Genomic DNA, 23,561 nt, shown 5'->3' with positions numbered 1-23,561 from the left:
CGCGCGAAGCGGAGGCAGCGGTGCTCCACCTTCGCCAGTGCGCGTCAGCCGAGGGCCGCGATTCGCGCCGCCGCCAGGATGGCCGCCGCGGTGCTCCTTCCCGAAGCCGCCGCGCCCTCCATGTAGCCCTGGGCTTCGTAGAACGAGCTGGTGTGCTCGCCCGCGAAGAACAGGTGGCCCACGGGGGGTGCCTCGTAGCCCGCCAGGCTCGTGAACTGTCCCGGTCCGTAGGCCGTGTAGCTGCCCAGCGTGAAGGGGGAGCTCGGCCAGTGCTCCAGGTGCGCGAGGATGCGCCGGTCCACGCCGCGCTTCACCGCGCTCGCGGTGCCCGGCACCACCCGGTTCATCGCCGCCACGAAGCGCTCGGCCTCCAGCGCCACGTTGCCCGGGTCCATCGCCGCGCCGCGCGCTCCGCTCGCGTAGTCCGTCAGCACCGCGTCCCTGGCCGTGGCCCGGCTCGGGTTCGTCTCCCACGTCGCCTGGTGGTGCATCAGGTCCGAGTACGTCGCGCCGCTGCCCCCGCCCGCGCGCCACACCGGCCCCTGGTAGCCCACCATCATCTTCGCATTGGTGCCGTAGCCCAGCTCCTGGATGACCTTCGTCTTCCAGGGCGGCAGCCCCAGCGAGCCATCCAGCGCCACGCGCCGCAGGGTGGTGAAGGGCACGGCGAGCACCACGACGTCATAGGTCGCGGTGAAGCTCCAGGAGTCCCGCCGCAGCGACAGGGCCAGCGCTCCCGCGGGCGTCCTGCGTACGGCCTCCAGTCGCTCGCCCCAGCGGACCTGACCGGGCAGGCGCGCGGCCAGCTCGCGAGGAATCTGCTGATTGCCGCCGAGCAGCCGGTAGCGCTCATCGCTCTCGCCATAGGGCTCGAAGCGGCGACACTGCTCCGTCCCAATCAGGAACAGCAGGTTGAGACAGCTCAGCGTGTCCGCCGTCCGTCCATACTCCGCTTCGTATGCGGCGATGATGGCGGCCGATATCAGGGGCCCCGCGTCGCGGGACTCCAGATAGGTCATCAGGTCCATCACGTCGAAGGCGCGGTCCACGGGCGTATGTCGCGCGGCCGTGGGCGCGTCGGAGAGCCGTGACAGGTCCTGGCGGATGGCGGCGATGAGCGGGCAGTACTCCGCCAGGATGGCGGACTCCGCGTACCGCTGCCCTCCGAAGAAGTACGTCACCTCGCCGTGGAACCGCGCGAGGTCCTCTCGCTCCAGATGGAACTGGCGCGCGTAGCCCAGCATCGTCGCATGTCCGGAGTCGATGAACTCGCCTCCCCGCTCGACGACCTGTCCCGGGAACGTGACGGGCCCGCCGAACGCGCCGCCCATCGAGTACACCCGGCCACCCGTGCGCTCACTCGCCTCGTGCACCGTGGCGATGACGCCCGCGCGCCGCAGTTCGTAGGCACACGCGAGCCCGGCGAGCCCCGCGCCGACGATTCCCACCCGCGGCGATGAGAGCGCATTCGCCTCCCGCGCCCGCGCGCTCCCGACGGCGACCCCCAGCCCCAGGACCGTCAGCCCCTTCAACACGGAGCGGCGGTCCACGCCGCGCCGGGCCTCGGACGGACGGGTGACCTCGCGTCGCGTGATGGAAGCGGCGAGTGCCTTCCGGGTGGTCTGGCGGAACGAATCGAAGAGCGCGGTGCGGGGCATGCGGGGCTCCAGGAGGTGCGAGGACGACTGCCCTCTCCTTCCGGAGCCCGCCTTCTGGCGCAGCGCCGACCTCCGGGGTGCCCTTCACCGGACACCCCGAATGTGAAGCAGCGCGCCCTTTTCCGACGCGCCCAACCCCGCTAAAGCCGCCCGCACGCAGACAGCCTCATGCCCAGGGGACCCATGCTTTGCAGAATCGCCGACCGCCAGGTGCCTTGTTCGTGGCTGTACTTCCGCGAATTCGACTACGGGCGCGGGCATCCGACGTTGCCTGTCGTCGCTTATGAAATCTCCGTGGATGCGGAGACCTTCGTCACGAGCCTGGCGTCCCTCTATGAAGACTACGCCCAGGACGACAAAGCCCACGGGGCGCGGGAGGACGACGAGGACATCCTGCGGTTGCGAGCACTCGGGTGGCCGCCCCTGACCGGGTTGGTCGAGCGACACGCCGACGTCCTGGAGACCTTCATCTCCAGACACATCGGTTACGACGTCATCCAGTGCCTGTTCCCGCCCGCGGCGGGAGCGAGTCCCCGCTACCTGATTGACAGTGTCGAGCGCGCTCGCATCGCTGCCCAGGTCATCACCCTGAGTGGCCAGGCCATCGCCATCCCCCGCGCGACAGCCACGTCCTCATGACCCGGCGTGGCTCGCGCGCCCCGACCCACGTCGGCCCTCCGCGTTGCGCCAGCCCGTGTCGCGGTGAGGCCGTCCACCGTTGAGCCGGTGCTTGGACTTGCGGCGCAGGAAGCTGCTCGCATCCGCGCGGCGGTAACAGGTGAGGAGGCGCTCGTCGTCGCTCACCAACACAATCCAGCCACGCGCCTGCCGCGCGAGGGACGAGTCGCGCAGGGCCCGCGAGAGGTCTCGCTCCAGCACCGTGACGTGCGTCGCTCCCGCCGCGCGAACCCGCAGGCCGTAGTCGAGGATGAAGTCCAGGACCTCCTGACGCAGCATCCCGCGCGCGCTGTGCTCCAGGAACGTGAAGGTGGGGAGAGTCGGGCGGGAACTGGACGGGCGACACCGGGCCATGGGGCTTCCTCCTGTTGCCTCCCCTCCTCTTCACATGCCGTTCCAAGCCACCCCCGACGAGATTCCAGGGGGTTGCGGGCTCAACGCCCGGGCCGCGCGAGACATTTCGTCAATGCGCCGCCGCCCGCGTGACAGCGCGACGCACGCGCCTTCGTCACCCCGGCGGAATCACCACCGCGCGCTCCACCGCGCTCCCGCGCCGCCAGGACTCCCACCCACGCAGCAGTCGTGGATACAGCGCGCGGAAGGCAATGAACCACACGACGCCCGCGAGCAGGTCGACCGCGTAGTGGTAGCGCAGCACCAGCGTGGAGACGAAGAGCAGCACCGCCACCGGCAACATCCCCCGGAAGCGCCACGGATGCGCGAGCCTGTCGTGCGCGAGCAACACCAGCGTGATGTACACGTGCAGGCTCGGGAACAGGTCGAAGGTCGACGAGCCGTGGGCCACGACGGCCGCGTTCAGCCACGTCACCCACCCTCCCTCCACGGGCACGGTGAACAGCTCGGGATACGCCGCCACGGGCCCCACCGCGGGCACCAGGTAGTAGCCCACGAGCCCCGGCACATAGGCGGAGAAGACCGGACCGAAGAATGCCTCCGCGCGCTCCCGCGAGCCCACCACCGCCCACGCCATGGCCAGGTGCAGGTAGACGTGGAACGACAGGTAGCTCGCGCTGAACACGTCGTTCACGGCCGGCGAGCTCCAGCGCTGCAGCCACACCGACGGCGTGCTCCCACCGAACACCCACGCGTCCACGCCGAACAACAGGGCATCCCGCGTCGGAAGCCCGAGCGCGGGGACGGTGTCCTTCACCGACGCGTAGAAGAAGAACGTCGCCGCATAGGCGCACAGCAATCGGACGCGGAAGACGTGTCCCCAGCGCTCCAGGCGCGCGAGCCCCACCACCGCGAGGATGAACACGAGCGTCGCGCCGAGCACCTGGAGGAAGACCGCCGAGCCCGCTCCCGCGACGACGAGGAGCCCACACGACAGCACGACCCCGAAGCCCGCGAGCAACCCCTCGTGCAGGAAGGGACGCTCAGACATCCGGGGACGCGGCGCGCCGAGCCTCGCGCATCAGCGAGCCACTCAGCACGCCGCGGACGAACGAGAAGTACGACGGGATGAAGGGCGCGCCCTGCGCGACGAGCTCGGCCCGCAGGGACTGGTGCAGCGCGGGCAGGTTGTACCAGGGCACCCGCGGATACAGGTGATGCTCCAGGTGGTAGTTCTCGTTGCACATGAAGAAGCGCGTCACCGGATTGGAGAGGATGGTCCGCGAGCCCCGGACCGGATGCGTATTCTCCGTCAGGAAGGTGTGCTGGCTCATGCCCCGGATGTTGACCAGCGTGTTGATGATGACCATGGGCAGCACCCACGCATGCAGCAACACCTGCCACGGCACGAAGCGCGCCGCGAGAACACCCGCCACGAGCACCACGGCGACCTCGAACGCAATCCATCGCCGCTCGGACGGCGTGCCGTGCTTGAAGCCCAGGATGGGAATCATCGTGATGTACGCGGGGTAGCCGAGCAGCAGCCGGCCCAGGTGCATCGCCAGCTCCAGCCAGCGCCGCCCCGTGTAGTTCGCGTAGTGGTCGGGGTCCAAGCCACCGCCCAAATCGCGGTGGTGCCGCAGGTGCAACACCTTGTAGGCCGCGAAGTTCTGGAGCACGGGCCAGGCACACAGCATCCCGCCCAGTCGATTCAGCCAGGGCCGCGAGGACAGCCCACCATGCACCGCCTCGTGGGTGAACAGGCTGATGCCGTGCAGCGCGGCGGCCGAGACCAGGTAGAGCGGCAGCCGGACGAGCCAGCTCGCCACCGAGTCACCGTCCCTCGCCAGCAGGACGACGAGCCACGCAGACACGCCCTGGAGCAGGAGGAACAGGACGAGCCGGGGCAGATGGCGGGCGTCGACCCGCTCCAGCTCGCGCAGGGACTCGGGGGACAGCACGGCGGAGGGCGTGGGCATGGCGCGTCCTGATGACTTACAATCCCGCTCCGAGTCGAAGCAACCCTCGCCCCCCACCCGGCCTTGAGCGCACCTCTCCCTCGTCTGAAGTTCGCCGTCGTCCGCGAAGACCCGGCGCTGGAGCAGGCGCTCATCGAGCACACCCGGGCCCGCGCGCTCCTCACCGTCGCCTCCGGCGGCTGCACCCTGCTGACGCTGGCGAAGGACAACCCCACGCTCGAGCTGGTGGGCTTCGACTTCAACCCGAGGCAGTTGGAGCACGTGAAGGAGAAGGCGCGCTGCCTGGGCACCGCCGCGCCCCAGCACTTCAACGTGCTCTCCAACGACGCCGCGGGGCTGAATCAGCGCGGCGAGTTCGAGGGGCTGTTCCGCACGCTGCGCCTCTTCGTGGAGGAGTTCGTCGCGCCCCGCCGCGAGCTCAACACGTTCTTCGACCCCGGCGTCCCCGAGTCGGAGCGCGAAGCCTTGCGCGCCGGCTGGTTCGCGTCGCACTACTGGCCCGTGGCCTTCCAGCTCGCGTTCGCCGACCCGCTCCTGCACGCCATGTTCGGCCCCGCGGCCACCCAGCACGCCCGCCCCGGCTCCTACCCCGGCTACTTCCAGGCGCTGTTCGAGCGGGGCCTGCGACGCGAGGACGCCTGCCGCAATCCGTATCTGCAGCACGTGCTGCTCGGCGCCTACCGCCCCGGCGACGCGCCCGGCTACCTGCGCGCCACCGCGCCGCTCCAGGTCTGCCTGGTGCAAGGCTCGCTGCCGGACGTGCCCGACCTGGGCCGCTTCGACGTCATCTCCCTGTCCAACATCTTCGACTGGTCCGATGACACGCTCGTCGAAGCGTGGGCCACGCTGCTGTCGCGGAAGGCCCGCCCCGGCTGCGCCGTGCTGCTGCGCCAGCTCAACAACCAACGCGACCTGAGGCGCTTCTTCGCCCCTGCCTTCGAGTTCGACGACGCGCTCGGCGCGCGGCTCCAGGCCCAGGACCGCAGCCTGTTCTACGAGCGCGTCGAGGTCGGCTTCCGACGGACGTCGGGCACATGAGCGGCATCCGCTACGTGGTGCTCCGGCCCGACACGCTCGGGCCCTATGTCGAGCGGCTGCGAAGGCTGGAGCGCGGAATCGAGTACCCCATCGCCGACGGCGCCGACCACTTCTTCATCGACCACGGCCCCGAGTACCACCCCTTCTTCTCGTCCATGGGGGAGGCGTACTTCCTGCTCGCCCTGCGCGGAGAGGCGCTGCTCGGCTCGGTGACGGGAATCCTGCGGCAGGTCCACCGGGGCCCCCGCGCCCTGCCCGGGTTCTACATCTGCGACCTCAAGGTCGCGCCCCACGCGCGCGGCTCGGGGCTGGCCCGAGGACTCATCCTCCGGGGGCTCACCCACCTGTTCCGAATCCCCGCCCTGCGCGGCATCCGGTTCCTCTACGGCGCCGCCATGCGAGGCGCGCGGGGCGACGTCATGCGCACCGCGCGCGGCTGGAACCCGCTGCGGATGGGACGCCCCCAGAGCCGGCTGGCGCTCTACTTCACGCCGCCCGCGCGCCTGGCCATGTTGGAACTGGCGGACGCGCCCGGGTGTCCACGGGGTGAGGGGCTGGTGCTCGGCCCCGCGCCAACCCGCCGGCTCGAGGGCGCGGGGTGGTGCACCACCTCCGGGAGCAAGGACCTCCAGTTGATGTCGACACAAGCCCCCTGGCCCCTCATGCACCTGGCCGCGCCGCCGCCGGCGTGGACCCGGGGATGGGGGCACTACCTCAAGACCTGCGGCGAGGAGCTCACCGCGCACAGCCCCCAGTCGCTCGCCTGCTTCGTCATCGACGAGCGCCTGGAGGACCACGTCCGCTGGCTGCGAGGACAAGGGGTCTCCCCCGACGCGGCGTGCACCGTCTACTCTCTCGACCTCACCCGACTTAAAGGGTCCCCGGCATGGGTGCACCTTCCCTCCTCCGAAATCTGAACCTGCGCCACCACGTCGGCGCGCTGAAGGCCGAGTGGAACGCGCGGGAGTCCTCCGCGTACCTGCGCGCGCTGCGGGACGGCACCTTCGAGCGGGGGGACTTCGTCGAGACGCAGCGTCAGTTCTTCGCCGCGGTGGCGCACTTCACGCGGCCCATGGCCGTGCTCGCCAGCCGGCTTCCCCGTCCCGAGCTGCGTCTGCCGCTGGTGGAGAACGTCTTCGACGAGCACGGCCGGGGCACGCTCTCCCACGGCCATGAGCACACGTTCCGCCTGTTGCTCGAGCGACTCGGGGCCTCGCTCGACGGGCTCCACGACGACACGTCCTGGCCGGAGGTGCGCAAGTTCAACGTCGCGCTGACGGGCATCGCCGCCTTCGAGTCCACGCACACCGGGCTCGCGGTGTTCGGCATCATCGAGGACCTGTTCAGCGGCATCTCCCTGGAGCTGGGGCAGGGCATCGTGGCGCGCGGGTGGCTCGCGGCGGACCAGGTGGTGCACTACCCCACGCACGCGACGCTCGACGAGGAGCACGCGGACGGGTTCTACCGCCAGCTCGACGCGCCCTTCGCGAGCGACGCCTCGGCCCGGCGGGACATCCAGCAGGGGCTCCTGCTCGGAGGACACCTCTTCCTCGGCCTCTACGACGACCTCCACCGCGCCCGCCGTCGTCGGACGTGAGCCCGCCCCTTCAGGCCGCGGAGTCACGGACCGCAGAGGGCACCGGCACACGGGCGTGGCGCTCCAGTTCCACCGCGCAGTGCGCGGAGAACACGCTCACCTCCTCCGGATGCGCCCTCGCCAGGGCCCGCAGGCGCGCCTGGTTCTCGAGGCGCGCGGCGTTGTCCGTGGAGCGCAGGCGCTGGAAGAGCGCCAGTCCCCAGGGGCTGCTCGGCGACACGGGGTGCATCTCCTTGTGGCTGAAGTACGCATCCCCCGCGTGGAGCAGCCAGCGTCCCTCCGTCTTCACGGCGACACCGCAGTGTCCCTCCGAGTGCCCCAGCAGCGGCACCAGCAGCAGCTCCGTGTCCAGCTCCGGAACCACGCGCACCGAGGCGAAGCCGAACCAGCGCTCGCCCTCGACGTCATACGGCCGCCACAGCGGCTGGTGGGCCCACTGCGCGGCGCGGTAGCCGAACTTCGCGCTGCGCCCCACCGGGGCCATGGCCGCGGCGTGCTCGTCCCGGAAGACATGCACCTTCGCGCGAGGGAAGTCCGCGAGCCCGCCGACGTGGTCCAGGTCCAGGTGCGTGGGGATGATGTGCCGCACGTCCTCGCGCCGGAAGCCCAGCCGCTCCACCTGCGCCACCGCCGTCTCGTCCCGCGACAGCCGGGGTGCGTTGCGGCGGAGGAAGCGCTGGCCCAGCCGGCGCGGGTCCTGGATGTCCGCGAGCCCCAGGCCCGTGTCGACCAGCACCAGGCCGTCGTTCGACTCGATGAGCAGGCAATGGCAGACCAGGCGCGCGCGGGTGAACAGGCCCCCCTCGCCCAGGACGAAGCGCGCGCTGGCGGGGCACAGGGTGCCGCAGTTGAGGTGATGGACTCGCATCGGGACACACTCCTCGAAGGGAACGGCGAGAGGTGTCCCCAAGGTAGGGAGGGCACGTGGAGGGCGATTGGAGAAATCGGCCATCCGCGCCCCCATGGATTGAATCCCCGAGCACCGTGCCGCATGCTCTGCGGGTGGCTTCCCCGTCGCTCCAGGTCGCTCCCCGAGGGCTGCTCGCGAGCTTCGTGCGCGGCCTCCGCGCCGTCCCCCGTGGCGAGCAGGCACCGGGCTATGTCCGCCTCCCCGATGGAGAGTCCGAGCTCATCGTCCGGCTTGGCGACACCCGCGGCGACGCGTACGTCATCGGCACCCGGCTGAAGCCCCTGCAGAAGGGCGGCGCGGAGGTGCCACCCCTGGCCATCGCCGTGCGCTTCAAGGTCGCGGGGGCCTATCCGTTCTTCGGCGTCCCCATGGGAGAGCTCACCAACCGCGTCATCCCTCTCGACACGCTGTGGGGCCCGGCGGGGGGATGGCTTCGCGAACGGCTGCACGAGCGCCCGGGCCTGGAGGCGAAGCTCGGCGTGCTCCAGGAGACGCTCGAGGCGCGCCTGCGCGGAGGCGACGTGTTCGAGCCGCCCTCCGCCCACGTCGTGCGCCGCGCCGTGCGCGTCCTCTCCCAGGCGCGCGAGCTGCCCCGCGTGGACGCCCTGGCGAAAGCCCTGGGCGTCAGCGAGCGACAGCTCCGCCGGGCCTTCGAGGACGTGGTGGGCCTGGGCCCCAAGGCCTACGCGCGCGTGGTGCGCCTGCAGCGCGCCCTCCGGGCCTCGCGGCGGATGACGTCGCCGGACTGGGGCGCCATCGCCGCGGCGACGGGCTACTACGACCAGGCCCACCTCATCTCCGACTTCCGCGGCCTGACAGGACACACCCCCAAGGCCCTGCTGCGACGCTCGCCCCCTTGGCCGTGAAGGCCGGGTTGGGCTAGCAGGAGGCCATGCCCCTCCTCGCCCTCGTCCGTCATGGCCAGTCCCTATGGAACCACGAGAACCGCTTCACGGGCTTCGTGGACGTGCCCCTCACCGAGAAGGGCCGCGAGGAGGCGCGCTCCGCCGCGCGCTCGCTCCAGGGGCTCACCTTCGACGTCGCCTACACGTCCGGGCTCACCCGCGCCCAGGAGACGCTGGCGCTCATCCTGGAGGCCCTGGGCCAGCGCCCCCCCATCATCCGCGACGCGGCCCTCAACGAGCGCAACTATGGCGACCTGCAGGGCCTCAACAAGGCGGACGCGGCCCAGCGCTTCGGAGAGGCCCAGGTGAAGCTCTGGCGGCGCTCCTACGACGTGCCGCCGCCCAACGGCGAGTCCCTGGAGATGACCGCCCGCCGGGTGCTGCCCTTCTACGAGCGCGCCATCGGCGGCGACCTGCGCCTGGGCAAGAACGTCCTCGTCGTCGCGCACGGCAACTCCAACCGCTCCCTGGTCATGAAGCTGGACCAGCTCACCGGCGAGCAGGTGGTGGGGCTGGAGCTGGCGACCGGGGTTCCCCTCCTCTACGAGCTGTCCCCCGAGGGAACGGTGCTGTCCAAACGAAACCCCTCTCCCTGAGGGTGGGGGCCTTGTCGACAGGGCGGAATGAATGCGAAGAGGGACGGCTCGTCCGAGATGTTGAGTACACGAACAAGGAAGCCCCGATGAAGGCCCTCGCGCTCGCAGTCGCCCTGCTGTCCGCCTCCACCTCCTTCGCGCAAGACGCGGCCGCCGAGAAGTTCCGTCCGCCCCCGCCGGGCCGGCCGATGCCGCAGCCCCAGCCGCAGCCGCAGCCGCCGAACTACCCGCCGCGCCACAACCCGGGGCAGAACTACCCGCCGCAGAACCACACGGGCACGCTGGTGGTGGTGGGCCGCGAGGAGCTGGCGCAGCGGCTGGCGCGCCTGGAGAAGCTGCTCGAGGACATCGAGGACCGGGCCGACCGTGACACCCGCGCCAAGGTGCGCAAGGCCCAGGACGTGCTCGACGGCGTGGCCCGCCACGTCGAGGAGGCCCCGCTGCTCGCCACGGTGATGCCGCGCCCGCCGCCCCCGCCGCCGGAGCCGATGGTCCGGCCGATGAGCGACAGCGCCTTCCAGCGCTGGTACGACGCCATCTCCCGGGAGACGTTCACCGACGACAAGCTCCGCGTCCTCCAGATGGGCCTCCAGGACAACTACCTGCTGGTCTCCCAGGTGCAGCGGCTGATGGAGCGCATGCAGTTCAGCGACGACAAGATCAACGTCCTGCGCATCGTGAAGCCGCGCATCCTCGACACGGAGAACAACTACCTGCTCTTCAACGCCTTCACGTTCTCCGCCGACAAGAAGCGCGCCCAGGACATCCTGTCCGCGCGCTGAGCTGAAGCGTCCAAGCGGCACCGGGGCGTCGCGGGAATCCCTCCCGCGGCGCCCTTCGTGTTCCTAGGGCCGCGTCAACAGCTGCAGCAGCGCCTTCGCCTCCGGGGAGTCCACCTCGCCGTGCACGGCGGCGAGCACCCGCCCCTCCTCGTCCAGCGCGAAGGCATACGGCATGCGACTGGACGGCAACGACAGCCGCTTGCCCATGTCTCCATTCTTGTCGAGCCAGGTGTCGGACCAGACCGCCTCCGGGACCTTCTTCCGGGCCTTCTCGCGCACCGTCCCCAGGCCCACGAAGAAGGGCAGCTTGAAGGAGAGCAGCGAGGCGCGGTGGACCGAGTCGGGGACGCCAAGCGCGGCGGCCTCGTCGAACCAGCGCCGCATCGCCTCGCCGCCGTCCTTGTCGGTGAGGACCACCAGCAGCGTGCGCCGGCCGCGCCACTCCTGGCTGCTGTGCTTCTCACCCCGCAGGTCCTCGGCGGAGAACGCCGGCACCACCTCGCCCTGCTTCAGCGCGGCGCTCGCCAGCGTCGCGGCCAGGAGCGCGCCCACGAGGCACGCGCCCTTCAGGCCCCGTCGAACCGTCCTTCGCTCCAGGCCCGCCATGCCCACCTCCCCATCGCGCGCGAGGGCGCCAGGATGAGGTGGTCATTGCCCGGCGAGCACGCCAGGGGAGCGGACGCCCGCGAGGCCCGCCTGCCCGCCCTCCTACACCGTCCGGGAGAAGCGCGGTCGCTCGGCCCGGGCGAGCCGGGCATCGAACACCATGGCCACGTTGCGCACGAACAGCCGCCCCAGCGCGGTCAGCTCCAGCTGCGAGCCCGAGCGCACCAGCAGCCCGTCCTCCTCGAACGTCCGGAGGCGCTCCAGCTCCGGCGCGAAGTCGCGCACACCCTCTTCGCCCAGGTCCACCCACGCGTTGCACATCAGCTGGGTGATGACGGCGCGGCGCTTGCGGTCGTCCTCGGTCAACAAGAGCCCGCGCTCCGTGGCCAGTCGGCCGTGGGAGATGCGCTCGTAGTAGGCGGGCAGCGCACGGACGTTCTGCGCATACGCGCCCGCCACGTCGCTGATGCCCGTGCTGCCCAGCGCCACCACGTCCGAGGCGGCCTTCACCGTGTAGCCCTGGAAGTTGCGCCCCAGCCGTCGCTCGGAGAGGGCGCGCGCCAGCTCGTCCTCGGGCACCGCGAAGTGGTCCATGCCGATGGCCTGGTAGCCCGCGCCCACGAAGCCCGCGTAGGCCGCGCGGAACAGCTCCATCTTCACCTCCGCGCTGGGGAGCGCGTCCGCGGGCATCCGCTTCTGGTGCTTGAGCACGTCCGGCATGAAGGCGAAGGAGTAGACGGCCAGCCGGTCCGGACGCATCGCCAGCACCGTCTCCAGCGTGCGCGCCCAGCCCTCCGGCTCCTGGTACGGCAGGCCGTAGATGAGGTCGAAGTTCACGCCGGTGAAGCCCAGCTCCCGCGCGTGGTCCAGCAGCGCCCGCGTGCGCTCGGGTGTCTGCAGCCGGTTCGTCACCTCCTGCACGCGCGGGTCGAAGTCCTGCAGTCCCATGGACAGCCGGTTGAAGCCGAGCTGCCGGAGCAGCGACACCTGGCCCGACGTCGTCACGGACGGGTGCACCTCGATGGCGACCTCCGCGTCCGGCAGGAGCGTGAAGCGGCGCATCAGCTCCATCCACAGCCGCTCCAGCTGCTGCTCGGTGAGGAACGTGGGCGTGCCGCCGCCCCAGTGGATCTGCGACAGCGCGCGACGGGGGCCCAGCTGCTCGGCCACCAGGTACAGCTCCATCACCAGGTGGTCCAGGTACCGGTCCGCCGCGCTCGAGTCCTTGCTGATGACCACGTTGCAGCCGCAGTACCAGCACAGGCTGTGGCAGAACGGCAGGTGGACATACAGCGACAGGGGCGAGGCTTCGTCCTGCGCTCCGGCGACCCGCAGCCGGGCCTCCAGCGCCTCCGGCCCGAAGTCCGGTCGCCACTCCGGCGCGGTGGGATAGCTGGTGTAGCGCGGCCCGGAGACGTTGTACCGGCCCAGCAGCTCCGGCGACGGACGGGGGACTCCTGGAAGCATGTCCATGCCCCTCGTCCCAATCCAAGGCGCGTGCCACGTCGCGCGCCCGCAGAACGGAGGGCCCCGCGCACAATCCGCGGAGCCCCCCGGGTGACGCGCACGATTTTCGTCCGCCGCCTCAGCGGGCCTTGGACGGCGGTCCCAGGAAGCGCGCCTCCATCCGCTTCACCTCGCCCGACGCGGAGTCGGCCACCTCGACGATGAAGTTGAACGGCACCTCGGTGCTGCCCTGGGGCGCCAGGATGAACAGCGGCACCCGGAAGCTCTCCAGCGAGCCGAGCTTCACCTGCGACTGCGGAATCACGCCCCGCGCGGATGGCGGCGCCTGGATGGACAGCGTGAAGGTGGTGGGCTCCGGGTTCTTGTTCACCAGGTGCAGCTCGAACTGGTTGCGCACCTGCCCCTCCTCGACGAGGTAGGGCATCCCCTGGAAGCGCAGCAGGTTCGCCTCGAACGGCACACGGCGGGCGAGCGTCCACACCAGGCCCACCACGGAGGCGACGAACAGGAGGCCATACAGCGCGAGCCGGGGGCGCAGGATGCGGCGGGGCTCGCCCGCCAGGCCCTTGAGCGAGTCGTAGCGGATGAGCCCGCGCGGCCGGCCAACCCGGTCCATCACCTCGTCGCACGCGTCGATGCACTGCGCGCACGCCAGACACTCCATCTGCAGGCCGTGGCGGATGTCGATGCCCGTGGGGCACGCGGTGACGCACTTGCGGCAGTCCACGCAGTCGCCCCGGGGCGGCGCGGCGTGCGCGGGGAGCACCTTCACCATCCGTCCCCGGGGCTCGCCCCGCCGCGTGTCATAGCCGACGATGAGCGAGTCCCGGTCCTGCATCGCCGACTGGAGCCGGCCGTAGGGGCACACCACGACGCAGAGCTGCTCGCGGAACCACGCGAAGTTGAAGTACAGCGCGCCGGTGACGGCCATGGCCCAGGTGAAGGCCACCGGGGACGTGGCCGGGCCGCTGGACACCATGGACACCAGCCCGCCCGCGGACACGAAGAGGCTGAGCGCCGCGTGCGCGACGAGGAGCGACACGCCCACGTAGGCCCCGTGCTTCGCCGTCGCGCGCGCCACGCGCAGAGGCGTCCACGGCGAGGTCTCCTGCTTGAGCCGTCGCTCGCGGGGCCCGTCGAAGAGCCGCTCGATGGGACGGTAGAGGCCCTCCAGGAACACCGTCTGCGGACACGCCCAGCCACACCACGCGCGGCCCAGCCACGCGGTGACGAACAGCAGGCCGAACCCCAGCGCCGTGCCCAGGAAGAGCACGCGCCAGAAGTCCTGCGCGTTGTACGTGGCGCCGAAGAGGTAGAAGCGCCGCGCCGCCACATCCAGGTGGACGGCGGGATGTCCCCCCACGTCCACCAGGGGGAGCGCCACGTAGATGCCGAGCAGCACCGCGAACATCACCCGCCTGCGCGTGATGAAGCGCCCGCTCACGTCCGAGGGATGGATGGCCTTGCGCGAGCCATCCGCGTGGATGGACGACAACTGGTCGATGCGCGGAGGGCCGTCTCGCTGAGGTGCTGTCGCCATGACGTGGGTTCCTGGTGGAGCGCGAGGACTACGGCGTCTCCGGCTCGCCCTGCGGGGCCTTTCCCCCCGGCGCGTTCGTGCCCTTGAGCGTCAGCAGGTACGCGGTGACGGCCTTGACGCGCTCGGCGCCCAGGGTGCGCTCCCACGCGGGCATGCCCTTGGCCACGGCGCCGTCGGCCACCACCTTGTGGATGGCCATGGGCGAGCCGCCGTGCAGCCAGAAGCCGTCCGTGAGGTTGGGGCCGATGAGCCCCTGCCCCTGCGCGCCGTGGCACGCGGCGCAGTTGGCCTGGAACACGCCCTTGCCGTTCTCCAGCGACGTCGGGTCCTTCACCAGCGCCAGCAGCAGCTCGTCGGAGGCGGGCGTGTTGCTCGCCATGCGCTGGGCATGCTCCGCGGACTCGGCGGCGTACTCGCCCAGCTGGCCGGGGCTCACCTCGGCGACGTGGTACCAGAACCAGTACCCCGCGCCGAAGACGAGCGTGGTCCACAGGATGGCCAGCCACCAGTTGGGCAGCTGGTTGTCGTGCTCCTCGATGCCGTCATAGACGTGGAGCACCGGCGACTTCTCGTCACTCATGGCCGCCCTCCCCGCGCTCCGACAACGGCAGCTGCGACAGCGCGTCGAAGTCCTGGCTGCGGCGCGCCCCGAAGACCCAGGCGCACACGCCCAGGAAGACGGCGATGAACAGGACGAGCGCGAAGAGCGGCAGCTCTTCCAGCGTCATCCCCTGGTAGAATTGCTTGTACATCAGCGGCTCCCTTCCTGAACGCCCGCCGCCGACGCGGTGGGCGCGACATCCGACGGCGCGGGCACGTCCTGCGGTCCACGGCCCAGGCGCTGGAGGTAGGCCACCAGGGCCACCATCTCCGAGTCCCACGCCACCTGGACCCCCTGCGTGGCCAGGTCCGCGGCGATGGCCTCACCCTGCGCCTTCTGCCGCGACTCGGCCGCGTCCACCTCCGCGTTCGTGTACGGCACGCCCAGCTTCTGCATCAGCGTCAGCTTCCTGGGCGCGTCCTTCACCTTGATGGAGTTCTCCGCGAGCCACGGGTACGCCGGCATGTTCGAGCCGGGGCTGGTCGCGCGCGGGTCCATCAGGTGCGTGTAGTGCCAGAGGTTCGGGTAGCGGCCACCCACGCGGTGCAGATCAGGCCCCGTGCGCTTGCTGCCCCACTGGAACGGGTGGTCGTAGATGAACTCCTCCGCGCGCGACACGTCGCCGTAGCGCTGCGTCTCCGCCACGAACGGGCGGATCATCTGCGAGTGGCACGTGTAGCAACCCTCGCGGACGTAGAGGTCGCGCCCCTGGAGCTCCAGCGGCGAGTACGGCTTCTGCGCCTCGCCGTGCGCGGGCACCGCCTGCTGGATGAGGATGGTGGGGAGCAGCTCCGCCACGCCGCCGATGAGGATGGCGATGAGCGTGAGCACGGTGAAGGCCAGCGGGCGCCCCTCGATGAGCGCGAACCAGGAAGGGCGGCCCGCCTCGCGGTCCCTGCGGGTGACGATCCAGGCCAGCTCCCCCAGCACGATGATGCCGCCCATCAACACCAGCGCGCGCACCGGCTTCGCCCAGCCCAGGAACATCGTCACCGTGAGGATGGCGATGGCGAAGATGAGCGGACGACCGGTGATGACCTGCACCCAGGCCGGCGCCGTCGGGACGGGCACGGGGGCTCCCGCGTGGTGCGGCTCCTCGCCCACCACCACCGTGGTCTCGCCGTCGACGGCCTTGCCCGAGCGGGCCGTCTTCCAAAGGTTCCACGCCATCATGCAGAAGCCCACCAGGTACATGGAGCCGCCGACGAAGCGGACGATGTACATGGGCCGGATGGCCAGCAGCGTCTCCACGAAGTTCGGGTACATCAGCGTGCCGTCCGGATTGGTGGCGCGCCACATGAGGCCCTGGCTGATGCCGCTGACCCACATCGACACGATGTAGAGGAGGATGCCCACCGTCGCGAGCCAGAAGTGCGCGTCCGCCGAGCGCGTCGAGTGCAGCTTCGTGCCGTACAGCCTGGGCACCAGCCAGTAGAACATGCCGGCCGCCATGAAGCCGTTCCACCCGAGCGCGCCGCCGTGCACGTGGCCGACAATCCAGTCCGTGTAGTGGCCCAGCGCGCTCACCGACTTGATGGAGAGCAGCGGTCCCTCGAACGTCGCCATGCCGTAGAACGTCACGGCCGCGATGAGGAACTTCAGGACGGGGTCATCGCGCAGCTTGTACCAGGCGCCCTTGAGCGTCAGCAGGCCGTTGAGCATGCCGCCCCACGACGGCGCCCAGAGCATCACGCTGAAGACCATGCCCAAGGACTGCGCCCAGTCCGGCAGCGCGGTGTAGAGCAGGTGGTGCGGGCCGGCCCAGATGTAGATGAAGACCAGGGCCCAGAAGTGGATGATGGACAGCCGGTACGAGTACACCGGCCGCTCCGCCGCCTTGGGCAGGAAGTAATACATGATGCCCAGGATGGGCGTGGTCAGGAAGAAGGCGACGGCGTTGTGGCCGTACCACCACTGCACCAGCGCGTCCTGCACGCCGGAGAAGACCGAGTAGCTCTTGAGGCCATCCAGGGGCAGCGCCAGGCTGTTGACGATGTGCAGCACCGCCACGGTGATGATGGTGGCGATGTAGAACCAGATGGCGACGTAGAGGTTCTTCTCGTTTCGCTTCGCCAGCGTCCAGAAGAAGTTGATGGCGAACACCACCCAGATGAGGGTGATGCCGAGGTCGATGGGCCACTCCAGCTCCGCGTACTCCTTGGAGGTGCTGATGCCCAGGGGAAGGGTTATCGCCGCGGCGACGATGATGAGCTGCCAGCCCCAGAAGTGGATGTTGGAGAGCAGGTCCGACGCCATGCGCGCCTTCAAGAGGCGCTGGGTGGAGTAGTAGACGCCGGCGAACATCATGTTGCCCACGAACGCGAAGATGACCGCGTTGGTGTGCAGGGGGCGCAGGCGGGAGTACGTCAGGTAGGGGATGCCCAGGTTGGCCTGCCACCACGCGAGCTGGCTGGCCACCAGCGCTCCCACCGCCATGCCCACGATGCCGAAGATGACCGCCGCGATGATGAAGCGGCGGACCGTGGTGTCGTCGTAGACGATTCGCTGTTGTTGCACGGATTCACTCCTGGGAAGCCGAAGGCGAGGTCCGCTCGTCGGACGTCCGCGCGGGGCGGGCGCTGTCCTCCTCGAGCGGGAAGAGCGCGAGCCGGTCCGCCTGCTCGTGGTCGCGGTGGCGCATGCTGTAGACGAACAGCAGCACCGAGCTGGCCACGAGCATCAGGCTCACGAAGACCTGGAGCACGAGCACGTTCATGCGGGCACCTCCGTGGGGCGAGGGAGGCCCGCCGCGTCGCGCCGGGGTGCACGGGGCGCGGACAGGCTCCACACGGTGAACAGGACGGTGGCCAGGCTGGTGGCGGGCATCGCCACCGCGGCGCGCAGGGGCGTCATCCAGCCCACCAGGCACACGGCGACGGCCACCACGTTGTAGCCGATGGCCAGCGTGAGCAGCCGGCGCACCACCTGGTGCAGCTCGCGCGACAGGCGCAGGGCCTCACGCAGGGACGCGAGGCCCTCGCCCACCAGGAAGAAGTCGCTCTTGCCCGGCATCACCGGACGGTCGATGGCGGGCGTACCCGCGCACAGGGCCCGCTCGAAGGCGAGGCTGTCGTTGACGCCGTCACCCAGGTACAGCGAGTCCGTCGAGCCCAGCCGCGACACCGTGCACGCTTTGTCCTCCGGACGCAGGCCGCCGAGCGCCTGCGCTTCGGGGACCCCGATCGAGGTCGCCAGCTCGCGCACCCGCGCGGGGGCGTCGCCGGAGATGAGCCACACCGCGTGGCCCTCGGCCTGGAGCGCGGAGACCTCGCGGCGGGCGTCGGGGCGCAGCGCTTCGCGCAAGGGGAAGGCGGCGACGCGCGTGTTGTCGCGAAAGAGCACCGTGCCACGTGCACCACCCACCGAGGCCGGCGCCGGAGTGGTCCCGGCAGCAACACTGACCGACTGCGTGGTCAGCGGCGCGAGGCCAGCCACCTCTGACACCTCACCGCCACGCGCGGCGCGCCAGTCCGCGCGCCCCAGCCGCCACGACACGCCGTCTCGCATCCACTCGAGTCCCTGTCCCGGGTGCTCGATGACACGGGCATCCGGCACGAAGCGGGCGCCCGTGCGCGACAGCGCCTCCGCCAGACACCGGCTCACCGGGTGGTTGCTGCGCGAGGCCAGGTTGAAGGCCACATCCCGCGCCTCGTCGTCGAGCGACTCCACCACGCTCCGGTCCACCAGCTCCATCCGACCGAGCGTCAGCGTCCCCGTCTTGTCGAACAGCACCTGACGCACACGCGGCAGCCGGTCCAACAGGTCCGTGGCGCGGATGAAGAAGCCCTCTCGACGCAGCCGCGCCTGCACCAACTCGTACGCCAGCGGCGTGGCGATGCCGATGGCGCAAGGACACGTCACCACCAGCAGCGCCACCGCCACCTCGAGCGCCTTGTCCGGCCCCGACGGCCACCACAGCGCGAGCCCCAGCGCCGACACGGCCAGCACCGTCACCACCCAGCGCCGCGACACCGACTCCCAGAAGCGCGTGTGCCCCGCGCTCCGCCCCGAGCCCTCCGGAGGACGCCGCAGCAGCGCCACCAGCGGCGAGTCCTGGAACGACTGCGTCGCCAGCGCCCGCACCGCCTCGCGCCCCGCGTTGAACGCGCCCGCCGGCAGCGGCTGCCCCGCGAGCACCTCGCGCTCGTCGGGCTCTCCCGTCATCCAATCCGTGGAGACCCGCGCGCGGGCATCGAGCAACTCCGCGTCGACCGGCACCAGGTCGCCCGGCGCGATGACGAGCAGATCCCGCTCCTCCACCTGCGACACCCGCACGGTGACGAGCTGGTCCGCTTCCTGTCGACGGACGAAGAGCCCCTCGGCCCCATCGTCCTCGAGCAGGAAGCGGCGGTTGCGCTCCAACACGCGCTGCTGGAGCCAGCGCCCCACCAGCATCAGCGTCACGAAGGTGTTGAGCGTGTCGAAGTACGCCAGGTCTCCCCGCCCGCCGCGCGCCTGCACCAGCGACGTGCCGAACACCAGCAGGATGCCCAACGCGATCGGCAGGTCCAGGTGCGGCACGCCCCGACGCAGCCCCTGCCATGCCGAGCGGAAGAACGGCCAGCCGCCCACCAGCACCACCACCGTGGACAGCCACAGGCTCAGCCGCGTGAAGAGCCCAAAGACCTCGCCGTCCTCGGGCGTGAGCCCCACGTAGAAGCTCACCGAGAACAACATCACGTTCATCGTCAGCGCGACGCAGATGCCCAGCCGGATGGGCAAATCCAGGCTCGCTGGCGCGGGCCGCTTGCGACTGGGCCCGAACAGGTAGCCGAAGCCCTCCACCGCGCGCAGGAAGCCCGCCACATCGAAGGCGCCGCGCCGCCACTGCATCCGCGCCTTGCCCAGCGCCGGGTCCACCGTGAAGCCCGCGCCTCCAGGCTGCCGACGGAACAGCTCGTTCATCAACCACACGCAGGCCGCGCAGTGGATGCCTTGCACGTCCAGCTCGAGCGAGCACAGCGCGCCCGGCGCCGCCTCCGCCTTCGTCACCAGCGGCTCCAACCACGCAAGCCCCCGCCCCCGCGCGGGCTCCGCCGCCGGCGACGTCTTGCCACCCGTGAGCTGGTAGTAGCGGGTCAGCCCCTGCGACACCAACAGGCCATGGACCGCCTCACAGCCCGCGCAGCAGAACTCGCGCGAGCTGGCGCCCTCCGGAACGCGGCTGCCACAGTGGAGGCAGAGGGCCTCGTCGGGCCGGGTTTGCGCGGGATCAGCCATGCAGGCTGTCACCTTGCGAACGGCATGCCTGTTGCGAAGGAGTCGTGCATGGCCCTCGACACCTCGCTGCTGCTGACGGCGCTGACTCCCACTCCCACGCTGGTGGCGGGTGCGCTGGGAGCACTCACGGTGGGCCTGACGGGGAGCGTGCACTGCTTCCTCATGTGTGGACCGCTGGCGTGCGCGGGCCTGCCCGCCCTCCAGGGCCCTGAGCGACGTCGAGCCCTGCTCGCCTACCAGGGCGCGCGCCTGGCCGCGTATGCGCTCGTGGGAGGCCTGCTGGGCGCGCTGGGCGGCGGCGTCACGAGCGTGCTCGCCGTGTCCACCCGCCCGTATCTCCCCTGGCTGATGGCCGCCGCGCTGGTGGCCTCCGCGCTGGAGGTGGGAAAGCGCCTGCCTCCTCTGCCTGGGCTCGCGCGGCTCACGGGCACCATCGCGCGATGGAGCGCAAAGTTTTCGTCGACGGCGCGAGCGGGCGCAATGGGTGCGGTGACCCCGCTGCTCCCCTGCGGCCTGCTCTACGGCGTGTTCGCGGTGGCGCTCGCGAGCGGCTCGTTCAGCGGTGGCGCGCTGGTGATGGGCGCCTTCGCGCTGGGCGGGATTCCCGCGCTGCTCGGCGCACAGCTCCAGTCGAGCCTGTGGAGTCGTCGGCCGCGGCTCTCGGATTTCCTGCTTCGTCGGGCAATGCCGCTCATCGCGGCGGCGGTGCTCGTCATGCGCGCGGTGGACACGTCGCCGCACTGCCACTGAGGGTCGCCGTCCCGCGCTTGTCGTGGGCCCCTGGCTCGGCGAGGCTCACCTCCCCTCTCTTCCGCCGAGCTGACATGACCGCGCCACGCCTCCTCGCCGCGTTGCTGCTGTTGTCCACGGGCTGCACCACGTCGCGCACCGCCACCGCGGAGGCGCCGTCGACACAGGCCGCCCCCACGCTCGCGCCCGCGCAGGTGGCGCTGCGGAGCTTCGTCGACGCGCACTTCGACGAGCAGTTCCGCCGCTTCCCCCTGTCCGCGACCTCGGCCGGCGTGCACACGTATGACGGCGAGCTGCGGGGCTTCACCGCCGAGGAGCGCGCGTCGCACCTGGCCTATCTGAAGGACCGGCTCGCGGCGCTACCGAAGACCGTGGACCGCCGCGCGCTGCCCGCGCAGGACCGCGCCGACTACGACATCCTGGAGAACCACTTCCGCGCGCGCATCCTGGACTACGAGGTGGTGCGCTCGTGGGAGCGCAACCCCAACGCGGCGCTGGGCCAGGCGTCCAACGCGGTGTTCCAGCTCATCAACCGCGACTTCGCGCCGCTGGAGGAGCGGATGCGCTCGGCGGTGGGCCGCATGACGAAGGTGCCGGAGCTGTTCTCGGCCGCCCAGGCCGCGCTGAACAACCCGCCGCGAATCTGGACCGACATCGCCCTCCAGCAGGCCCAGGGCACTCGCGCGCTCTACGCGCAGACGCTGCCCCAGGCCTTCGCGCCGGTGAAGGACGCGGAGCTCAACCAGGCCTTCCAGCGGGAGCAGGCGCGGTGTCTCGCGGCCATCGACGCGTACATCCGCTTCCTGCGCGAGGACCTGCTGCCGCGCTCGAAGGGTGACTTCGCGATTGGCGAGGACACCTATCGCCAGAAGCTCCTCTACGAGGAGGGCGTGACGGAGAGCATCGACTCGCTGCTCGCGTGGGGGCACGCGGAGATGAAGCGCACCCAGGCCCGGTTCCGCGAGGTGGCGGGCCGGCTCGGGCCGGGCAAGGCGCCCATGGACGTGTACCGGGAGCTGAGCAAGGAGCACCCCACGCCCGCGGAGCTGGTGCCCACCACCACCGCGACGCTGGAGGATATCCGCGCGTTCCTCATCCGTGAGCGCATCATCACCGTGCCCAGCGAGGTCCGCGCGCAGGTGGCGGAGACGCCGTCCTTCAACCGCTCGCTGTCCTTCGCGAGCATGAGCACGCCGGGCCCGTTCGAGCAGCGCGCGACGGAGGCGTACTACTACGTCACGCCGCCAGACCCGACGTGGAGCGCCGAGCAGACCGAGCAGCACATGAGCTTCTACAACCACCACGCGCTGCCGCTCGTGTCCATCCACGAGGCCTATCCCGGGCACTACGTGCAGTTCCTGTGGACCAACCGGGTGGAGTCCAAGGTGCGGCGGCTGCTCGGCTCCGCGTCCTTCTCCGAGGGCTGGGGCCTGTACACCGAGCAGATGATGCTCGACGAGGGCTACGGCGGACGCTCGGGGCAGGGCGCGGACAAGCTGCGGCTGAACCAGCTGGCGCTCTACCTCCAGCGGCTCGCGCGCTACGTGGCGGGCCTGTCCCTGCACACGCGCGGCATGACGTACGAGCAGGCGGTGCGCCTGTTCGAGGAGGAGGCGTTCATGACCAGGACGAACGCGGAGCGCGAGGCGCGCCGCGGGACCTCCGACCCCACGTACCTGGTCTATGCGCTGGGCAAGAAGATGCTGATGGACCTGCGCGAGGAGGCGCGCGTGAAGTGGGGCAAGGACTTCTCGCTCCTGCGCTTCCACGACGAGGTGGTGTCCTACGGCTACCCGCCCGTGCCCATCGTCCGCCAGCTGCTGCTCGGCGAGGAGTAGCGGCCTCGAGCGCCAGCAGCACTCGAGGCGCTGCATCAGGTGACGCGTGACGGGGCTGGGAGCTCCCAGCCCCCACGCTTCACGCCACCGACTCGCTGCGACGCTCCGGGGGCAGCGTGGGCTCCAGGACGACAAGCCCGTAGCGGCTCGAGCCCTGGTTCTCCGCGGCGAACCTGCTCTGTCGCTGCACGCAGTCGCTCACCTGCTGGGCGGCATCCGGGCCGGTGAAGGTCTGGGTGAAGGTGCCTCCCTGCGGCGCCGACATGCCCGCCATGACCCAGTTGCCGGGCGCGGACTGGTGGATGCGGTACTCGTCCTCGGAGACGCGCTCCACGATGACCCAGTGCCCCGTCGCGTCGCCGTTCGACGTCCCGTCTCCGTTCAACGGGCGCATGACGATGGCGCGGGACTCCCCCACGGGAATGTCCGCCAACGAGGTCAGCGTCGGCGGGGAGTCCATCGAGGTATCCGTCTCGGAGGTGAAGGTCTCCACCGCCTTGAAGTCCAGCGACTCACCGGTGGAGGATACCGGCAGGCTCACCGCGAGGCCTGCCTCGGGAACCTGCTGCCCCACGACCTGCGCCCAGACGGCCTCGGAAGAGGTCTTCTCGTAGTCCGCCGCCGCGCCGTCCCGTGTCGCCTGCGAGGACCACCCCGGCACGGCGGCCCCCAGGAAGTCCCACGCCAGCGTCGCGCACCAGTTGGCGTTGTCATCCTCGCGCACCGCCTGCGCGTCCGGCTCGATGAGGTAGACGGAGTCGTCCTGGCGCCGCACCTCCCCCAGCCACGCGTATCGCTCATACGGCACGTCGACCGGGCTCCACGTCTCTCCGTCATTCAGGAAGGCTTGCCCTGCCTCGGGGTCCCAGGTCGGACGCGTCGGCTCGGGCGTGGGCGTCTGCGCCTGGAGCAGGTGCGTCATCGCGACGCTGGAGGTCCCACCGTCCAGCAGATGGGCCCTGCTCCTTCCCCTCGCGCCCGGAGTGCCCACGAATTCATCCACAGGCCCTCGCACACCGCCCGTCTTCACCGGGACCTCGGA

The 23,561-nt window shown here is 70.7% G+C and carries 23 protein-coding genes; 9 read left to right on the top strand and 14 right to left on the bottom strand.

From position 1 onward, the window contains the following. Nucleotides 1-44: 44 nt before the first annotated feature. A complete protein-coding gene (locus tag K8640_RS00355) occupies nt 45-1,658 on the bottom strand; it encodes an FAD-dependent oxidoreductase (protein ID WP_223745255.1) in 1,614 nt (537 codons plus the stop codon). A 183-nt stretch (nt 1,659-1,841) separates the two neighbouring features. Between K8640_RS00355 and K8640_RS00350 the strand changes: the two genes are divergently transcribed. Continuing rightward, a complete protein-coding gene (locus tag K8640_RS00350; RefSeq protein ID WP_223745254.1) occupies nt 1,842-2,297 on the top strand; it encodes a hypothetical protein in 456 nt (151 codons plus the stop codon). Here K8640_RS00350 and K8640_RS00345 read toward each other — a convergent pair. The 3 genes from K8640_RS00345 to K8640_RS00335 all read right to left on the bottom strand — a co-directional run bounded on the left by K8640_RS00345 (nt 2,292) and on the right by K8640_RS00335 (nt 4,669). After that, on the bottom strand, nt 2,292-2,690 hold the full coding sequence (locus K8640_RS00345) for a hypothetical protein (protein WP_223745253.1): 399 nt from the start codon (nt 2,688-2,690) through the stop codon (nt 2,292-2,294). The genes K8640_RS00350 and K8640_RS00345 overlap by 6 nt on opposite strands. A gap of 154 nt (nt 2,691-2,844) precedes the next feature. Continuing rightward, nucleotides 2,845-3,741, bottom strand: a complete 897-nt coding sequence (locus K8640_RS00340) for a phosphatase PAP2 family protein (protein ID WP_223745252.1) — start codon at nt 3,739-3,741, stop codon at nt 2,845-2,847. Next, nucleotides 3,734-4,669: a fatty acid desaturase gene (locus K8640_RS00335; protein WP_223745251.1), complete on the bottom strand. Its 936-nt coding sequence runs from the start codon at nt 4,667-4,669 to the stop codon at nt 3,734-3,736. The genes K8640_RS00340 and K8640_RS00335 overlap by 8 nt, the downstream gene beginning before the upstream one ends. 63 nt (nt 4,670-4,732) lie before the next feature. Between K8640_RS00335 and K8640_RS00330 the strand changes: the two genes are divergently transcribed. The 3 genes from K8640_RS00330 to K8640_RS00320 are packed head-to-tail and all read left to right on the top strand — an operon-like array spanning nt 4,733 to nt 7,304. After that, nucleotides 4,733-5,707, top strand: coding sequence for a DUF3419 family protein (locus tag K8640_RS00330; protein WP_223745250.1), 975 nt, complete (start codon nt 4,733-4,735; stop codon nt 5,705-5,707). Then, nucleotides 5,704-6,624, top strand: coding sequence for a GNAT family N-acetyltransferase (locus tag K8640_RS00325; RefSeq protein ID WP_223745249.1), 921 nt, complete (start codon nt 5,704-5,706; stop codon nt 6,622-6,624). Before K8640_RS00330 ends, K8640_RS00325 begins: the two co-directional genes overlap by 4 nt. Then, nucleotides 6,594-7,304 (top strand): iron-containing redox enzyme family protein, encoded by a 711-nt coding sequence (locus K8640_RS00320; RefSeq protein ID WP_223745248.1) that lies wholly within the window; start codon nt 6,594-6,596, stop codon nt 7,302-7,304. Before K8640_RS00325 ends, K8640_RS00320 begins: the two co-directional genes overlap by 31 nt. Before the next feature lie 10 nt (nt 7,305-7,314). On the opposite strand, the gene K8640_RS00315 is transcribed toward K8640_RS00320, so the two are convergent. Continuing rightward, the gene (locus tag K8640_RS00315) at nt 7,315-8,172 is read right to left on the bottom strand and encodes an MBL fold metallo-hydrolase (protein ID WP_223745247.1); all 858 of its coding nucleotides are present in this window, start codon (nt 8,170-8,172) and stop codon (nt 7,315-7,317) included. 134 nt (nt 8,173-8,306) lie between these two features. On the opposite strand from K8640_RS00315, the gene K8640_RS00310 reads away from it, so the two are divergent. From K8640_RS00310 to K8640_RS00300, 3 genes are all read left to right on the top strand, one after another. Next, nucleotides 8,307-9,080, top strand: coding sequence for a helix-turn-helix domain-containing protein (locus tag K8640_RS00310; RefSeq protein WP_223745246.1), 774 nt, complete (start codon nt 8,307-8,309; stop codon nt 9,078-9,080). Between the two features lie 26 nt (nt 9,081-9,106). Next, complete coding sequence (locus K8640_RS00305; RefSeq protein ID WP_223745245.1) at nt 9,107-9,715, top strand: 2,3-diphosphoglycerate-dependent phosphoglycerate mutase; 609 nt, start codon at nt 9,107-9,109, stop codon at nt 9,713-9,715. Nucleotides 9,716-9,801: 86 nt separating this feature from the next. After that, nucleotides 9,802-10,497, top strand: a complete 696-nt coding sequence (locus K8640_RS00300; RefSeq protein WP_223745244.1) for a DUF4476 domain-containing protein — start codon at nt 9,802-9,804, stop codon at nt 10,495-10,497. Nucleotides 10,498-10,560: 63 nt separating this feature from the next. Here the strand turns inward: K8640_RS00300 and K8640_RS00295 are convergent, their stop codons facing one another. From K8640_RS00295 to K8640_RS00260, 8 genes are all read right to left on the bottom strand, one after another. Further along, entirely contained in the window at nt 10,561-11,103 is a 543-nt protein-coding gene (locus tag K8640_RS00295) for a peroxiredoxin (protein ID WP_223745243.1), read from the bottom strand. 102 nt (nt 11,104-11,205) lie between these two features. Then, nucleotides 11,206-12,570 carry an oxygen-independent coproporphyrinogen III oxidase gene (gene hemN / locus K8640_RS00290; RefSeq protein ID WP_223745242.1) on the bottom strand — a complete coding sequence of 455 codons (1,365 nt, stop codon included), beginning with the start codon at nt 12,568-12,570 and terminating at the stop codon, nt 11,206-11,208. A gap of 118 nt (nt 12,571-12,688) precedes the next feature. Further along, nucleotides 12,689-14,110, bottom strand: coding sequence for a cytochrome c oxidase accessory protein CcoG (ccoG, locus tag K8640_RS00285; protein ID WP_223745241.1), 1,422 nt, complete (start codon nt 14,108-14,110; stop codon nt 12,689-12,691). A gap of 28 nt (nt 14,111-14,138) precedes the next feature. Then, complete coding sequence (locus tag K8640_RS00280) at nt 14,139-14,690, bottom strand: cbb3-type cytochrome c oxidase N-terminal domain-containing protein (protein WP_141323792.1); 552 nt, start codon at nt 14,688-14,690, stop codon at nt 14,139-14,141. Further along, nucleotides 14,683-14,862 (bottom strand): cbb3-type cytochrome c oxidase subunit 3, encoded by a 180-nt coding sequence (locus tag K8640_RS00275; RefSeq protein ID WP_074950417.1) that lies wholly within the window; start codon nt 14,860-14,862, stop codon nt 14,683-14,685. Before K8640_RS00275 ends, K8640_RS00280 begins: the two co-directional genes overlap by 8 nt. Then, complete coding sequence (gene ccoN, locus K8640_RS00270) at nt 14,862-17,228, bottom strand: cytochrome-c oxidase, cbb3-type subunit I (RefSeq protein WP_223745240.1); 2,367 nt, start codon at nt 17,226-17,228, stop codon at nt 14,862-14,864. The genes K8640_RS00275 and ccoN overlap by 1 nt, the downstream gene beginning before the upstream one ends. A 4-nt stretch (nt 17,229-17,232) precedes the next feature. Continuing rightward, nucleotides 17,233-17,427: a cytochrome oxidase gene (locus K8640_RS00265; RefSeq protein WP_223745239.1), complete on the bottom strand. Its 195-nt coding sequence runs from the start codon at nt 17,425-17,427 to the stop codon at nt 17,233-17,235. Continuing rightward, nucleotides 17,424-19,931, bottom strand: coding sequence for a heavy metal translocating P-type ATPase metal-binding domain-containing protein (locus K8640_RS00260; protein ID WP_223745238.1), 2,508 nt, complete (start codon nt 19,929-19,931; stop codon nt 17,424-17,426). Before K8640_RS00260 ends, K8640_RS00265 begins: the two co-directional genes overlap by 4 nt. Before the next feature lie 48 nt (nt 19,932-19,979). On the opposite strand from K8640_RS00260, the gene K8640_RS00255 reads away from it, so the two are divergent. Both K8640_RS00255 and K8640_RS00250 read left to right on the top strand, forming a co-directional pair. After that, the gene (locus tag K8640_RS00255; protein WP_223745237.1) at nt 19,980-20,681 is read left to right on the top strand and encodes a sulfite exporter TauE/SafE family protein; all 702 of its coding nucleotides are present in this window, start codon (nt 19,980-19,982) and stop codon (nt 20,679-20,681) included. A gap of 74 nt (nt 20,682-20,755) precedes the next feature. Then, a complete protein-coding gene (locus K8640_RS00250) occupies nt 20,756-22,519 on the top strand; it encodes a DUF885 domain-containing protein (RefSeq protein WP_223745236.1) in 1,764 nt (587 codons plus the stop codon). Between the two features lie 79 nt (nt 22,520-22,598). Here K8640_RS00250 and K8640_RS00245 read toward each other — a convergent pair whose 3' ends face one another. Beyond that, on the bottom strand, nt 22,599-23,441 hold the full coding sequence (locus tag K8640_RS00245) for a hypothetical protein (RefSeq protein WP_223745235.1): 843 nt from the start codon (nt 23,439-23,441) through the stop codon (nt 22,599-22,601). Nucleotides 23,442-23,561: the final 120 nt, after the last annotated feature.

This window comes from Myxococcus sp. XM-1-1-1 (assembly GCF_020037095.1).
Classification (GTDB): Bacteria; Myxococcota; Myxococcia; order Myxococcales; family Myxococcaceae; genus Myxococcus; species Myxococcus fulvus.
The sequence above is the reverse complement of the archived record's forward strand: the minus strand, read 5'-3'. Positions and strand labels throughout refer to the sequence as shown.